Source organism: Larkinella terrae (assembly GCF_009668025.1).
Classification (GTDB): domain Bacteria; phylum Bacteroidota; class Bacteroidia; order Cytophagales; family Spirosomataceae; genus Larkinella; species Larkinella terrae.
Genome location: NZ_WJXZ01000004.1, coordinates 16,610 through 30,673 on the forward strand (window position 1 = coordinate 16,610; position 14,064 = coordinate 30,673).

The 14,064-nt window shown below is 50.8% G+C and carries 13 protein-coding genes and 1 riboswitch; of the genes, 2 read left to right on the forward strand and 11 right to left on the reverse strand.

Annotated features, from left to right (window positions below; translation table 11 throughout):
• Positions 1-12 precede the first annotated feature (12 nt).
• The 5 genes from mfd to GJJ30_RS07135 form a co-directional block, all read right to left on the reverse strand.
• Entirely contained in the window at positions 13-3,426 is a 3,414-nt protein-coding gene (mfd, locus tag GJJ30_RS07115; protein ID WP_154174471.1) for a transcription-repair coupling factor, read from the reverse strand.
• 93 nt (positions 3,427-3,519) lie between these two features.
• The gene (locus tag GJJ30_RS07120; protein ID WP_154174472.1) at positions 3,520-3,957 is read right to left on the reverse strand and encodes a barstar family protein; all 438 of its coding nucleotides are present in this window, start codon (positions 3,955-3,957) and stop codon (positions 3,520-3,522) included.
• Positions 3,958-3,989: 32 nt separating this feature from the next.
• Positions 3,990-4,286, reverse strand: coding sequence for a muconolactone Delta-isomerase family protein (locus GJJ30_RS07125; RefSeq protein WP_154174473.1), 297 nt, complete (start codon positions 4,284-4,286; stop codon positions 3,990-3,992).
• Between the two features lie 14 nt (positions 4,287-4,300).
• Positions 4,301-4,966: an alpha/beta hydrolase gene (locus tag GJJ30_RS07130; protein WP_154174474.1), complete on the reverse strand. Its 666-nt coding sequence runs from the start codon at positions 4,964-4,966 to the stop codon at positions 4,301-4,303.
• A gap of 100 nt (positions 4,967-5,066) precedes the next feature.
• Entirely contained in the window at positions 5,067-6,008 is a 942-nt protein-coding gene (locus GJJ30_RS07135) for a ring-cleaving dioxygenase (protein WP_154174475.1), read from the reverse strand.
• Between the two features lie 166 nt (positions 6,009-6,174).
• A riboswitch (TPP riboswitch) is annotated at positions 6,175-6,272 on the forward strand.
• Between the two features lie 93 nt (positions 6,273-6,365).
• On the opposite strand from GJJ30_RS07135, the gene GJJ30_RS07140 reads away from it, so the two are divergent.
• Complete coding sequence (locus GJJ30_RS07140; protein ID WP_154174476.1) at positions 6,366-8,747, forward strand: TonB-dependent receptor; 2,382 nt, start codon at positions 6,366-6,368, stop codon at positions 8,745-8,747.
• A 108-nt stretch (positions 8,748-8,855) separates the two neighbouring features.
• Here GJJ30_RS07140 and GJJ30_RS07145 read toward each other — a convergent pair whose 3' ends face one another.
• Genes GJJ30_RS07145 through GJJ30_RS07155 form a run of 3 tightly spaced genes read right to left on the reverse strand, consistent with a single transcriptional unit; the run spans position 8,856 to position 10,442 of the window.
• A complete protein-coding gene (locus GJJ30_RS07145; protein ID WP_154174477.1) occupies positions 8,856-9,050 on the reverse strand; it encodes a DUF2283 domain-containing protein in 195 nt (64 codons plus the stop codon).
• Positions 9,047-9,295, reverse strand: coding sequence for a DUF4258 domain-containing protein (locus GJJ30_RS07150; protein ID WP_154174478.1), 249 nt, complete (start codon positions 9,293-9,295; stop codon positions 9,047-9,049). Before GJJ30_RS07150 ends, GJJ30_RS07145 begins: the two co-directional genes overlap by 4 nt.
• A 7-nt stretch (positions 9,296-9,302) precedes the next feature.
• Entirely contained in the window at positions 9,303-10,442 is a 1,140-nt protein-coding gene (locus GJJ30_RS07155) for a cystathionine gamma-synthase (protein ID WP_154174479.1), read from the reverse strand.
• Between the two features lie 66 nt (positions 10,443-10,508).
• On the opposite strand from GJJ30_RS07155, the gene GJJ30_RS07160 reads away from it, so the two are divergent.
• On the forward strand, positions 10,509-11,186 hold the full coding sequence (locus GJJ30_RS07160) for a TVP38/TMEM64 family protein (RefSeq protein ID WP_310588210.1): 678 nt from the start codon (positions 10,509-10,511) through the stop codon (positions 11,184-11,186).
• Here GJJ30_RS07160 and GJJ30_RS07165 read toward each other — a convergent pair.
• The 3 genes from GJJ30_RS07165 to GJJ30_RS07175 form a co-directional block, all read right to left on the reverse strand.
• On the reverse strand, positions 11,183-11,941 hold the full coding sequence (locus GJJ30_RS07165) for an alpha/beta fold hydrolase (protein WP_154174480.1): 759 nt from the start codon (positions 11,939-11,941) through the stop codon (positions 11,183-11,185). The genes GJJ30_RS07160 and GJJ30_RS07165 overlap by 4 nt on opposite strands.
• A gap of 60 nt (positions 11,942-12,001) precedes the next feature.
• A protein-coding gene (gene prfB / locus GJJ30_RS07170) for a peptide chain release factor 2 (protein WP_154174481.1) occupies positions 12,002-13,079 on the reverse strand; the annotation gives its coding sequence in 2 pieces (ribosomal slippage) (positions 12,002-13,018 and positions 13,020-13,079; 1,077 coding nt in all).
• A gap of 122 nt (positions 13,080-13,201) precedes the next feature.
• On the reverse strand, positions 13,202-13,726 hold the full coding sequence (locus GJJ30_RS07175) for an RpnC/YadD family protein (RefSeq protein ID WP_154174482.1): 525 nt from the start codon (positions 13,724-13,726) through the stop codon (positions 13,202-13,204).
• Between the last annotated feature and the right edge of the window lie 338 nt (positions 13,727-14,064).

Below are 14,064 nucleotides of genomic sequence, written 5' to 3' on the forward strand. Positions count from 1 at the left end.
CAATTCCGGTTATTATTCCACCATCTGACTCAACACATCGTCCATCTGATCGACTGTATTTACGTCTCGTTGCGTAAAAATCAGTTTTCCTTTAAGGTCTTTTAATGAGCAGGTTGCCGAATTTTTCTTGACGTAATCAATTACTTTGCCAAACTGCCCGGAGTTGAAGAAAACGTCATTCCCAGAAGAAACGAAGGTTCCCTTCATGATATTATTCTTCAGCGTCAATTTTTCAAGCTGTAAACGCTCTGCTTTCCAGCGAACGGTCACTAATTTGATGAGATTTTCAACTTCTTCCGGCATCGGGCCAAACCGATCGATAATCGAATGTTGAAAACTCGTTAATTCCTTCTGATTTTGGATGTTATCCAGCTGATTATACAACGACAAACGCTCCGATATATTGGCTACGTATTTTTCAGGAATCAACACCTGCAAATCCGTCTCAATTAGCGTATCAGGCAGCAGCGTTTTCAGGCTATCCTCATTCGGCATGAAGAGGTTTTTAAACTCCGTTTCTTTCAGCTCCTGAACGGCTTCGTCCAGAATCTTGTGGTACATTTCAAAACCGAGGTCATTGACAAAACCGCTCTGCTCGGCTCCTAACAAATTCCCGGCGCCCCGGATATCGAGGTCGCGCATTGCAATCTTGAAGCCTTCGCCAAGTTCCGAAAAATCCTCGAGCGTTTGCAGCCGTTTGCGCGCGTCGGACGTAATGACCGATACCGGTGGCGTCATCAGATAACAGAAGGCCTTCTTGTTGGATCGCCCAACCCGACCGCGCATCTGGTGCAGATCCGACAAACCGAACATGTGAGCCTGATTAATGATAATCGTGTTGGCGTTCGGAATATCCAGACCGGATTCGATGATGTTGGTCGAAACCAGCACGTCCGATTCGCCTTCGATAAACCGGGTCATAACCCGCTCCAGGCGATCGCCTTCCATCTGGCCGTGGGCCACCGACACGCGGGCGTCGGGCACTAGGCGCATAATCAAATTGGCAATTGACTCAATGTCGCTGACGCGGTTGTGCACAAAAAACACCTGTCCACCCCGCCGGACTTCGTAACTAACCGCATCGCGAATCACGGTTTCGCTGAACGTATGCACTTCCGTCGTCACCGGCTGGCGGTTGGCTGGCGGTGTTGCGATGACGGAAAGGTCGCGCGCACCCATGAGCGAGAAGTGCAGCGTCCGCGGAATAGGCGTTGCCGTGAGGGTCAGCACATCGACATCCACCCGCATTTCTTTTAACCGGTCCTTCGTTTTGACGCCAAATTTCTGTTCCTCGTCGACGATGAGCAACCCTAAATCCTTGAATTTGATGTCTTTGTTTACAATCCGGTGCGTGCCGATCAGAATTCCGGTTTCGCCGGAAGCCACACGCTTCAGCGTTTCCTTGATCTGAGCCGCAGTCCGAAACCGGTTGATATATTCAATTTTCACCGGAAAATTGGCCAGTCGTTCCTTAAATGTATTGTGGTGCTGCATGGCCAGAATCGTGGTTGGCACCAAAACCGCCACCTGCTTATTGTCCGTCACGGCTTTAAAAGCCGCCCGAATGGCCACCTCGGTCTTCCCAAAACCGACATCCCCGCAGACCAGCCGGTCCATCGGGTGCGATTGTTCCATATCTGCTTTGACGTCCGACGTTGCCTTGGCCTGATCGGGCGTGTCTTCGTAGATAAACGACGATTCGAGTTCGGCCTGAAGAAAGCTGTCGGGCGAAAACGCAAAACCGGGCGCCTGCCGCCGTTTGGCGTAGAGCGAAATCAATTCTTTCGCAATGTCTTTAACCTGCTTTTTAACGCGCGATTTTTTCAGCTCCCATTCCTGCGAACCGAGCTTGCTCATGACCGGCGGAGTACCTTCTTTGCCGGTGTATTTCGCAATTTTGTGCAAACTGTGAATGCTGACCAGCAGAATGTCGTTGTCGCGGTAAATCAGCCGAATCGCTTCCTGCTCGCGCCCGCCCACGTCCACTTTTTCAAGACCCGCAAACCGCCCGATGCCGTAATCGACGTGCGTCACGTAATCGCCCGCCTGAAGTGTTTTTAACTCCCGCAGGGTCAGGGCTTTCGACTTGGAGAATTTATCGCGGACGCGGTATTTGTAATAGCGGTCGAAAATCTGATGATCCGTGTAACAAACCACTTTCGTTTGTTCATCGATGAATCCTTCTTTCAGCGAAATGCCCAGCGACTGAAATTTGAGAAACGGATCAAGTTCTTCGAAAATGGTTTTCAGTCGTTCCTGTTGCTTGTAGGACTCGGCCGCGATGATATTGGTGTAGCCTCTCGACTGATTATCCGCCAGATTGTCGACCAGCCGCTTGAAATCCTTATTAAACGACGGCTGCGCCTTAGAACTATATAGCAGAGGGCGTTGGGCAGAGGGTAAACCATCTTGCTCATCGGCAAGCTCCCTGCCCTCTGCCCTCTGCCCCTTGCTTTTAAAATAAAACCGGCGGCCAAATTCCACCGTCCGGAAGGTTTTGATCTGGTTGAGCAAACCCCGGCGGGTTTCGAACAGCACGTTCGGGTCCGAAACCACCTGAATGCCGCCTTTGCCGCCGATCAGGCTAGCCAGGCTTTGCTCGGCTTTCTCGAAATTTTTGTCGATAATTTCGAGCGTCAGTTCCACGTCTTTAAACCAGATCGTGGCCGTATTTGGGAGAAATTCCAGAAACGGTTCGCGCGTTTCGTGAATCAGCTTGTTTTCAATGTTGGGAATGATGCTGATCTGATCGACCGGATCGGTGGAAAGCTGGCTTTCGGGGTTGAACAACCGGATGCTTTCAATTTCGTCGCCGAACAGTTCGATGCGGTATGGAAACTCACTGGCAAACGAAAAAACGTCGATAATCCCCCCGCGAATTGAAAACTGACCGGCTTCGTACACAAAATCGGTTTTCTCGAAATCGTAACTATTGAGCAGTTCATTGATGAAATTGGCGTCCAGCTTGTCCCCGGTTTTGACGGACAGCGTATTGGCCCGCAACGACCGTTTGTTGATCACTTTTTCCGACAGAGCCTCTGGATAGGTCACCACCAAAACCGGTTCCTGCGAATCGAGATTGAGTTTATTCAGGACTTCGGCCCGCATCAATACGTTTGCATTTTCAATCTCTTCGTATTGATACGGTTTTTTGTATGACATCGGGAAAAACAGCACCTCTTTCTCCAGCAGATTCTGCAAATCATTGTAGAAATAAGAAGCTTCTTCCCGGTCGCTTAAAACGAACAAAAATGTGGAGGGATTCATGCGGTAAACAGACGCAGCCAGCACGGCATCCAGGCTCCCGATAATGCCTTTTAGTTGAATTCGGGCTGGTTCGGTGGTAGATGGCTGACGGAATTGTTCACCAATAATTTTGATGAAACTATCTTCGGTATAAAGCGTAATTAAATCGGCTACTTTCATAGAAAATATAAAATACCAAAAGCCGCAGGGACGAAAATCTCCATGCGGCAAAAGCATCCAATTAACCGTGGATAGGCGGTTTTTGTTGCAAAATTAAACGGCGCGATCGTACGCAAAATCCTCTTTCTCGAAGAGAGCAACCAACGAATCACTGGGTTGAAACAGAATCACCAGCTGCCGGGACGCAACGCCCTCTTCCTCCTCATCGACCCACTTCCAGTCTTCGGCAGCCGCGTCCAGAATATTTAAAACGTCAACTTTCTTGGCGTCACTTTTCTCCTGCGACAAAAAAGCGTCCGTATCCGTAATGTAAACCGCAATTTTATCCTCCTCCAGCCAATCCAGATCGTTCAGGGCGTCGTCGAGCGATTCCAGGCCGAATTCAAACTCGTCGGGAAACCGGAGTTCGCGGGCAATCTGCTCGTAAAACTGCTTCAGAGTTTTGGCCTGCTGACCGTCGATCCGGGCCAGCCGAAAATCAGCGTACGGTTTCAGGTCTGAATCCGAGGAAACGAATCGAAAATTGGCCATGTAAAACGGGAAAAATAACCCGGCAAAAGTAGTTAATTCAACGAAAACAAGGGCATTCGTAACGAAACGATATTATTGAACATCAGTTCCGTAATGGTCGGGTCCATGAAGTTGATCAACGGAAACTCCGAAATAATTTCCATCGCTTCAAATTCCGTCTGGGCCTTGACGACGCACCACAGCTTCTGGCGATCGAAGGATAAAGCATAAGTCAGCAGCTTGCCACTTTCCATCAGCTCATTGACTTTCAAACGCTGGTGCGGAATTTTTACCGTAAATTCCTCGGTCATTTCGGCCGGGAGATTGATTTCTACCATAAACTGACTCATCGGACGTGGTAGGTTTAAGTGTACAACTCACGAATGGGCGCGCCGGAGGTCGGCGAACCGGCAATTAACTGGTTAACAATCTTTAACTCATCTTCGTTGACCGAATGCGGAAAATTTGGATATAATTTCATTTTCACTTCCGCACCCATTGCCCGGAACACCCCTTCCGACTCGATCACCCGGTCTTTCGGAATGTGTGGATCGATATCACTGCACCCCAGAAAAACCGGAGTTTCGTCCAGTTCGCCTTCATACAGCCGGGGTGTACCCGGCGGGCCGATCAAACCGCCACTCAGCCCGAAAACACCGCCGTAGGGCATCGCATGACGAGCAACAAATTCCAGCGCCAGACAGGCCCCCTGCGAAAAACCGAGCCAGAAAATCTGGGGCGTTTTGAAGTTGTAATCCGATTGCAGCCGGGCGCGCAGGCTGGTCAATACCTGTAAGGCCGACGACAAATACGGTTCGTTCTGCTCCAGCGGGCTCAGGAACGAATACGGATACCAGGTGCCCTGGCTGGCCTGCGGGGCAACGAAAGCAAAGTCTTTGTCGGTAATGTACTCGGACAGCGACAGAATATCCCGGGCGGAAGCCCCCCGACCGTGCACCATGACCATGACTTTGGACGCTTTTTCCAGTGGTTGTCCGGCCGTAAGAAAGTTGTTGGGATCGTGTATCATCGTTTAGGGGGCAGAGGGCCTGGGGCGAAGGGCATAGGGTGCTTTGCAAAAGTAGAATGCGTCAGCCACCCCATGCCCCAACCCCTATGCCCCCTGCTATTTATTTCACTTCAATTTTCGGTAAAGCCGCTTCGATTTTCGCGCGACGAGGTTCGTACCACTCGGGCAATTTAAGCGTTTTCCCCAATTCAGCAACCGGTTCATCGACCGCAAACCCCGGAGGATTGGTGGCCACTTCGAACAAAATACCGCCCGGTTCGCGGAAATAAATGCTGTGGAAATAGTTCCGATCCTGAACGGGAGTAACCTGATAACCGGCTTCCAGCAGTTGCTGTTGCAACACGATCTGCGATTCATCGCTGTCGGTCGAGAAGGCAACGTGGTGCACCGAACCATTGCCCTGGTGCGCCCGAACGTCGTTGGGCGAATGTTTCACGTCCACGTAATTGCCCGAGCCGCCTATGCCCGCCTGAAACCGGAACAAACCGGCCTCTTCAGATACCAACGTGTGACCAAGCGATTCGGTTAATAATTTTACCGTATCGTCGACTTTAAATTCGTTTAAGGTAACGGTATGAAAGCCCCTGATCGCGTGTTCGACGGGAATAAAACCGTTCGACCAGCCGGGCCGTTGGTCGTTATCGTGAGCCACCAGCTCGATGCCCATGCCGTCGAAATCTTCAAACCGCAAATAGGTTTCATTAAATCGTTGGTACGGCCCCGAAAAAGGAATGTTGAATTCGTGCAGCCGGTTGGTCCAGAAATTCAAAGAAGCTGTTGGAACGGAAAAAGCCGTGTAGGTCAGTTGTCCCCCACCCTTCCGGCCCCGTGGAATGCCTTTGCCGTACGGAAAGAACGTCAGAATACTGCCCGGCGACCCGGTCTCGTCCCCGTAATACAGGTGATAAACATCCGGCGCATCGAAATTGATGGTTTTTTTGACCAATCGTAATCCCAGAATGTGCGTATAAAAATCGACATTGCTTTGGGCATCACCGGCCAGAGCCGTAACGTGGTGTAATCCATTGACGAGCGTTTCCATAGATAAAGTCAGTTTATGAGAGCAATAATAGTCAAATTTGTTTTAAATGTATCGACATTTAATGTATATACATTTAAATTAAAAAGAAAGTTCATATGGTTCAAATATTCTTGTCAGATCGCCATTTCGTTAGCATGACAACAAAAAAGCATTACTTTTGCACCGCTAATCTTACTAAGGGGTGCCTCAATATAACGGGCTGAGATTATACCCATTGAACCTGCACCGGGTAATGCCGGCGAAGGGACGTAACGGAAGGATTCAGAGCGTAAGGTTCTGATTTTGTAAAACTTACTAAAACATTTTAACCACAACAGATAGGTCGGCCCCTTGCCTATTGTAAACTTTTCATGTCCTATGAAAAAAGTTACAGCCTATCTTGTTGGCACGACCGCACTCGTTTTGCTGACGTGCCTGCCCTCCTGGGCCCAACTTTCACTTTCCGGAACCGTCAGTGACGCCGACGGCGGAACCCTGCCCGGAGCCGCCATTGCCGTGGAAGGAACGTACAAAGGCACCTTTTCCGACGCCAACGGCGCATTTCGGCTGACCAACTTAAAAGCGGGTTCGGTGCAAGTACGGGTTTCGCTGCTGGGTTTCGAGCCGGTTTTGCAATCCGTGGAACTCCGCCAGGACGCTCAGATTGCGGTTTCTTTAACCAAAACCGCCGTTGCGATCGATGAGGTCGTCGTCAGTGCGACGCGGGCCAATCAGAAGTCGGCGATTGCCTACACCAACGTTTCGGTGAAGGAATTGAACAAGCAGAATCTGGGGCAGGATATTCCGCTACTGCTCAATTTTACGCCTTCGCTGGTCACGACTTCCGACGCGGGTGCGGGCGTGGGCTACACCGGTTTTCGGATTCGGGGCTCGGATGCGACGCGGATCAATGTGACGGTCAACGGCATACCGTACAATGACGCCGAATCGCAGGGTACGTTCTGGGTCAACATGCCGGATCTGGCGTCGTCGGTGAGCAGCATCCAGATTCAGCGGGGCGTCGGTACCTCCACCAACGGCGCGGGAGCTTTTGGGGCATCGGTCAACGTGCAGACCAACAGTTTCGAGAAAAATCCCTACGGCGAGGTGGACGTTTCCGGCGGTTCGTTCAATACGCTGAAAACCACCGTGAAAGCCGGTTCTGGTTTGCTCAATAATCATTTTGTGGTCGATGCCCGGCTTTCCCGGATTACCTCCGACGGCTATATCGATCGGGCTTCTTCGAACCTGAAGTCGTTTTACGTTTCCAGCGGCTGGTACGGCAGGAAAAGCTTCGTGCGGCTGAATGTCTTTTCAGGTATGGAGAAAACGTACCAGGCCTGGAATGGCGTACCGGAAAACCTGCTGAAAACCAATCGGACGTATAATTCCTATACCTACGACAACGAGGTGGATAATTACCAGCAGGATCATTATCAGTTGATTAGTTCGCATGAGTTGAGTAAAAACTGGCGGCTGAATGCCTCGTTGCATTACACCCAGGGGCGGGGTTATTACGAACAATACCGGGCTGACAACAAACTGTCCGATTACGGTTTGCCGTCCATCGTCATCCGGGACTCGACTATCAGCAAAACCGATCTGATTCGTCGGCAGTGGCTGGATAACGACTTTTACGGGGCGGTTTTTTCGCTGGATTACAACAGTTTCGGAAAACTGACGGCTAACATCGGCGGGGGCTGGAACAAATACACCGGTAAACATTACGGCGAAGTGATCTGGGCGCGGTTTGCCAGTACGAGCAACATCCGGCAGCGGTATTACGACAACGACGCGACTAAAACGGATTTTAACCTCTACGGAAAAGTGTACTACCAGTTTACGTCTAAATTCAACGCCTACGTCGATTTGCAGGTTCGGACGGTCGGGTATTCATTTCTGGGTTTCAATCAACAGGGTCAGAATGTCCAGCAGGATGCGGATTTGAGCTTTTTCAACCCCAAAGCGGGCGTTACCTACGCCCTGAACGACCGCAGCAGCGTGTATGCTTCGTACGGCGTGGGGCACCGCGAACCAAACCGCAATGACTACACTCAATCGACACCCGCCAGCCGCCCGAAAGCGGAAACCCTGAACGACTGGGAGGCCGGTTACAAACTGCAAACTCAACGGCTGGCGTTTTCGGCGAATCTGTTCTACATGAAATACAAAAACGAGCTGATTTTGACGGGGCAGATCAATGACGTCGGTGCCCAAAATCGGGTAAACGTGCCAAAAAGTTACCGCGCGGGCATCGAACTGGAAGCCGGAACTGTGCTGGCAAAGCAACTCCGCTGGAATGTCAATGCGTCGTTTAGCCAGAACAAAGTCAAATCGTTTACGGAATACCTGGATAATTACGATACCGGAAAACAAACGATAAACCAATATACCAACACCGACATTGCGTTTGCGCCCAACACCATCGTTGGGTCGCAGTTGCTCTATACACCGGCTAAAGGGCTGGAAATCGGGTTCTTATCGAAATACGTCGGGAAGCAATACATGGACAATACGTCCAACGAAAACCGTAAACTGGATGCGTATTTTGTGAACGACCTGCGGTTTATCTACACGCTGAAGCCGAAAGGCATGAATGAAATTACCTTTTCGCTTCTGCTGAACAACGTTTTTGCCGAACTCTACGAATCGAACGGTTACACGTTCAGCTACCTTTCGGAAGGTAAAACCGTTACGGAAAATTACTACTACCCGCAGGCTGGCCGGAATTTTCTGGCGGGGGTGCGAATTAAATTCTGAACCGTCCAGAACTGGGATTACCCGGATTTAAGGATTAAGAGGATTTTATTGCGTAGCCATTCTAGTTAATCCTTAAATCCGGGTAATCCCAGTTCAGGACGGGTAATTTTATGCCATTTCTATCTCAAATTTAGTTGGATTGACCTGAGTGTTGGATGCATTCAAAACTTCAATCCCGACCAAAGTTCCTGTTTCAGAGTAATCCAGAATAACGCCCGGTTTTTCTTCATCGCTTTCTGCCACAGATTCATCGCTGAGACGGATATAAAGTATATCGGTTTCTTTGTCGTATTTTACTTTCATGTGTATTTGCTCAATTTAGAGGTTCGATATACCGTTTTAACCAAATTCGGGGTCTTTTCGGAATTAACAAAAATTCTGATAAGATAAGTTTTATCAGCTTGAATGACAATTGCTTGATAAATAACTTGCCCTATGCCGTCGGGAATTATCTTATCAGGATTATTCAAAACCTCGTGAACAACTTTTACCGAAATGCCGCGCAAAGTCATCTGTTCAATGGCATGGCGGGATAACTCAAATTCCATAGTATTATCATCCAATCGCCCGCTCCAGATCCTTGATCAGATCATCAACATCTTCAATCCCAACGCTTAAGCGAATCAGCGTATCTTTCAAACCGTTCTTTTCGCGTTCTTCCTTCGGGATGCTGGCGTGGGTCATTGAAGCCGGGTGCGTGCAGAGCGACTCCACCCCACCCAGCGATTCGCCGAGCGAAAACACCTGAAAACTCTCCATTACCCGAACGGCTTCCGGCAGCGAATCGCCGTGGAGTTCGAACGATACCATGCCGCCAAAACCGCGCATTTGTCGTTTCGCCAGCTCGTGCTGCGGGTGGTTTTCCAGGCCCGGATAATTTACCTTACTGACCTTAGGGTGCTGGCTCAGGTACTGGGCGATTTTCAGGGCGTTTTCGCAATGCCGCTGCATCCGAATATGAAGCGTTTTGATCCCGCGTAATACTAGAAAACAATCCTGCGGCCCCGGCACCGCCCCGCACGCATTCTGAATAAATTCGAGCCGTTTGGTCAGCTCGTCGTCGTTCAGAATGAGGGCGCCCATTACCGTATCGGAATGACCGCCGAGGTATTTCGTCGCCGAATGCAGCACGATATCGGCACCTAGATCCAGCGGGTTTTGCAGGTACGGCGACGCAAACGTATTGTCAACAACCAGCAACGTATTTTTAGCTTTCGTAATGGCCGCAATGCTTTGAATATCAACGATCCGCAGCAACGGATTGGTGGGTGTTTCAATCCAGACCATCTTGGTCGCGGGCGTGATGGCGGTCTCCAGCGCCGACGGATTTTCGAGGCCGATAAACTTGAATTTCAGGCCGTATTCCTGAAAAACCCGCACCATAATCCGGTACGTGCCGCCGTAGAGGTCGTTGCTGGCAATGATCTCGTCGCCGGGTTTGAACAGCTTCAGGATGGCGTCGGTAGCGGCCAGACCGGATGCGTAGCAAATCCCGTGTTGGCCGTTTTCGAGCGCGGCCAGGTTGTTTTGCAACACCGTCCGGGTCGGGTTTTGCGTGCGGGCGTACTCGTAGCCCTTGTGCTTTCCGGGCGATTCCTGCACGTAGGTCGACGTCTGATAGATGGGCGTCATAATCGCGCCCGTCGTGGGGTCCGGTTCGATGCCGGCGTGGATGGCTTTCGTGGCGAATTTCATACCCGAAGGTAATGCGGTTTTACAAATGGTACCAGTCCAAATGAGGAAATGGTGTAATTTTGGCGCGTGAAAGTAAACCAATTTAAAGTTTTATCGGGACCGGCGCTGGCAGGAATCGTGCTGTCGGTGGCTCCCCTCCTGTTCAGTTCGGCGCTTACGTACCTGACCCTTTCGAATGAATCGCTGATTGCCCAATTCAACGGTTGGGAATGGCTGGTGGTGACGATTGCCTGTTGTTTTACCTCCGCGTTTGCGCTTACTCCCCCGACCTTTCTGGCCCTGATTTTCGGCTATTTCCTGGGTTGGAACTCCTTATTGCCGCTGTTTGCGCTTAACATGATCTGCATTTTACTGGTAAACCGAATGGTTCACTGGTTCGATCAGGACCGGTTTGTGCGGTTTATCGAGCAGAATCCGAAGGCCCGGAACGTACTGGAACGCATTCGCGACCAGGAATTGAAAGTCATTTTTTACACCAAATTATCGCCGGTTTTGCCGTTTGCCGTCACCAACCTGGTGTTTGCCTTGTCCGGTGCGCGACTTCGCAATATTCTCCTGGGCGGTTTTCTGGGCATGATTCCGCGGACACTGGTAGCGGTTTGGACGGCGCAACAGGCCAAAGAAATCCGGACGCTGGTTGAAAATCCGAATGCCGGAAGCTGGACGCAAATCGCGATTGGGGTGCTGCTGCTGGCGTCGGTGGTCGGGTTATTTTCGGTGCTAAACCGGGTCTTGAAACGTTAAAGAATCTTCGCGACTTTTTCGATCAATCGGTTGTGACCGGTTTTCAAAACCGTTAGTTCGTAGGCTTGCAACCGGCGGGTCAGGGGTGTCAAAAAAGAAACCGGCAAAATTTGGTCAAAATGCCCTACAAAAAACCGGATTCGGATGGGATGCTGGTGAAAGAGCTCGCTTACTTTCCGGTGATCAAATTGCAATTCCCGAAAATACACCCAGGAGTTGTACACTGACTCCCGCTGCTGTTCCGTCGAAAGCGTGTTTTCGGCAAATTTCAGGGCACTTCGGTTGAGCAATCCAACCGATAAAAAAAACTGCCCCAGTCGGTGCAACAACGGCATGTGTTTCAGCAAATACCGGAAAAGTTGTCGGCCCAAACCGGTACTCGTTGCCATTCGGTACCACGGGCTGACCGTAATGCCATCGGGAGCGAGTAGGACCAGTTCGTCGACACGTTGGGAAAACGCTTCGGCGACAGCCAGCGCAAACCGCCCGCCCATGCTGAACCCAATGACGGAAAACCGTTCGATCCGGTGCTGGCTCAGAAATTCCTGCATAATTTCCCGGAACGCTTGTTTGGTCAGCACGTCGTCGGCCACTTTAGCAGGTTGGGCGCCGTGAAAAAACAGGTCGAAAGCGTAGACGGCATACCGACCTTCCAGCGCAGCCGCCAGCGGTTCGAAAGCCCGGTGGTCCTGGCCGATGCCGTGAAAAGCCAGTAAAGGAATGGGGCCGTCTGACAGCTTAAAAACCGGGAGCATAGCTAAATAGACAAGAAACGGCCGTCCCCGGCAAGTATTCAACCGCCGGGGACAAAACCGCTAATCCTGCATCAGCAGGTACGATTTGATAAAACCGTCCAGATCGCCGTTCAAAACCGCGTCGGTATTGGAGGTCTGAAAACCGGTCCGATGGTCTTTCACCCGGCGGTCGTCGAGGACATAACTGCGGATTTGCGAACCCCACTCGATTTTCTTCTTGCTGGCTTCCACTTCGGCCCGGGCCGCGTTGCGTTTCTCCACTTCGATCTGATACAGCTTCGATTTCAACAGCCGCATCGCTACTTCCTTGTTTTGCAACTGGCTCCGTTCCTGCTGGCATTCGATGATCAGGCCCGACGGTCTGTGGCGCAGCCGTACGGCGGTTTCCACCTTGTTGACGTTCTGACCACCCGCTCCGCCCGATCGGAACGTATCCCACTCAATATCAGCCGGATTGACATCAATCTCGATCGAATCGTCGATCAGTGGATAGGCATAAACCGAAGCAAATGAGGTATGCCGCCGGGCGTTGGCGTCGAAGGGCGAAACCCGCACAAGCCGGTGAACGCCGTTTTCGGATTTCAGAAAACCGTAGGCCAACGGGCCGTCCACTTCCAGCGTCGCCGACTTGATGCCCGCGCCGTCACCGGGTTGGTAATCCACCTGTTTGACTTTGTAGCCGTGTTTTTCGGACCACATCAGGTACATGCGGTAGAGCATATCGGCCCAGTCCTGGCTTTCGGTTCCGCCCGCGCCGGAGTTGATTTCCAACACCGCACTGAGCTGATCCTCCTCGTTGCTGAGCATTTTTTTCAGCTCCAGATCGTCCAGTGCCGCCTTCACTTTTTCGCCTTCCGCGTCGATTTCCTCTTCCGAAACGTCACCGGCTTCGTAGAATTCGAACAGCGTTTCGAGGTCCGCCAGCAGCGAATCGACCTGCTCGTAGCCGGTCGTCCAGCCTTTCAGGACGCGGACCTGTTTCATGGTTTTTTCGGCCCCTTCGGCGTCCTGCCAGAACTCCGGCTGGCTGGTCCGGTCTTCTAAATCAGCGAGTTGTTCTTTCTTGCTATCGTAGTCAAAGATACCCCCTCAGGGCCTCTACTCTGGCCCTCACGTCCTTTAATTGGTCGGTCGTCATGATGCGTGAAACAATGATTGATGTAAGAATAAGTCCGCAAAGATACGGTTTTGCCAACCGCAATCCGAATGCAACAAAAAAGCGGATGATTTCATCCGCTTCTCAATTTCTATTAAAACCGGCTAAGCGCCTTTTTGTTGTACGTCGAGAACCAGCCTGAGCGGAACATCCAAAAGCTCGGCAATTTGCTCAGTGGATAATAAATTTTTCTGAATAGCGGAGAGAATTAAGGTTCGCTTGGCCTGCTCCTGACCCATTCGAACGCCATTTTCGGTGCCTTCCCGAACGCCTTCTTTGATGCCTTCCTCGCGGCCTTTGATGTACAGCCGGTCGATGGTGATGTCGAATCCGTTTGCCATGGTTTCTGCTTCTTCTGAAACGATTGATTGAAAATTACGGAGTTGTGACAAGATTTCCAACTGCCGGATGAATTTGCCCAATTGCATATGATCGGGTGCTGCCTGGTGCAGATTACGCAAAATCTCGCCAATCACTTCGCGCGGTTCTTCAGCCTGAAAGTCTGCTAAAACCGTCAGTATCAGTTCTTCCGGTTTTTTAGAGTTAATAAATTGCTGATACGGAATTTCGCTCAGGTTGATAAGTTGATAGCTATACCGTAAAGTTCCGATAGGCAATTCAACGGGCATTCTGGCGCGATTGTGCGCCTGTCTGGGAGTAGAACTCCCCTATTTGAACTGCCCCCAACCCCCTGAAGGGGGCTTTACCATACTCAATTTAAAAGCCCCCTTTAGGGGGTTGGGGGCAGACTTCTAGGGTAGAAAATAAGCTTTTTAGACAGCGACGAGACATAAAGCCAGAAATTCCGAAGTGGTTTTTCCTTAGACGTCATCGGGTCCAAAAAGTCATTCCCGAAAACCGGGCAGATGGGCAAGCTGGTCGGAATGAAGTAGGTAAATCAACTTTTCAGGCTAACTTTGCGTTCCCCTGATGGAGTTCATTCGGGGCTTCCTGAGGTTAATTCTTC

Coding starts and splice junctions, on each gene's coding strand:
- GJJ30_RS07145 (WP_154174477.1), bottom strand. CDS start 9,050: ATGAAAGTAAAATACGACAAAGAAACCGATATACTTTATATCCGTCTC.
- GJJ30_RS07120 (WP_154174472.1), bottom strand. CDS start 3,957: ATGGCCAATTTTCGATTCGTTTCCTCGGATTCAGACCTGAAACCGTAC.
- GJJ30_RS07155 (WP_154174479.1), bottom strand. CDS start 10,442: ATGAAATTCGCCACGAAAGCCATCCACGCCGGCATCGAACCGGACCCC.
- mfd (WP_154174471.1), bottom strand. CDS start 3,426: ATGAAAGTAGCCGATTTAATTACGCTTTATACCGAAGATAGTTTCATC.
- GJJ30_RS07130 (WP_154174474.1), bottom strand. CDS start 4,966: ATGATACACGATCCCAACAACTTTCTTACGGCCGGACAACCACTGGAA.
- GJJ30_RS07150 (WP_154174478.1), bottom strand. CDS start 9,295: ATGGAATTTGAGTTATCCCGCCATGCCATTGAACAGATGACTTTGCGC.
- GJJ30_RS07165 (WP_154174480.1), bottom strand. CDS start 11,941: ATGCTCCCGGTTTTTAAGCTGTCAGACGGCCCCATTCCTTTACTGGCT.
- GJJ30_RS07135 (WP_154174475.1), bottom strand. CDS start 6,008: ATGGAAACGCTCGTCAATGGATTACACCACGTTACGGCTCTGGCCGGT.
- GJJ30_RS07175 (WP_154174482.1), bottom strand. CDS start 13,726: ATGCCCGTTGAATTGCCTATCGGAACTTTACGGTATAGCTATCAACTT.
- GJJ30_RS07125 (WP_154174473.1), bottom strand. CDS start 4,286: ATGAGTCAGTTTATGGTAGAAATCAATCTCCCGGCCGAAATGACCGAG.
- GJJ30_RS07140 (WP_154174476.1), top strand. CDS start 6,366: ATGAAAAAAGTTACAGCCTATCTTGTTGGCACGACCGCACTCGTTTTG.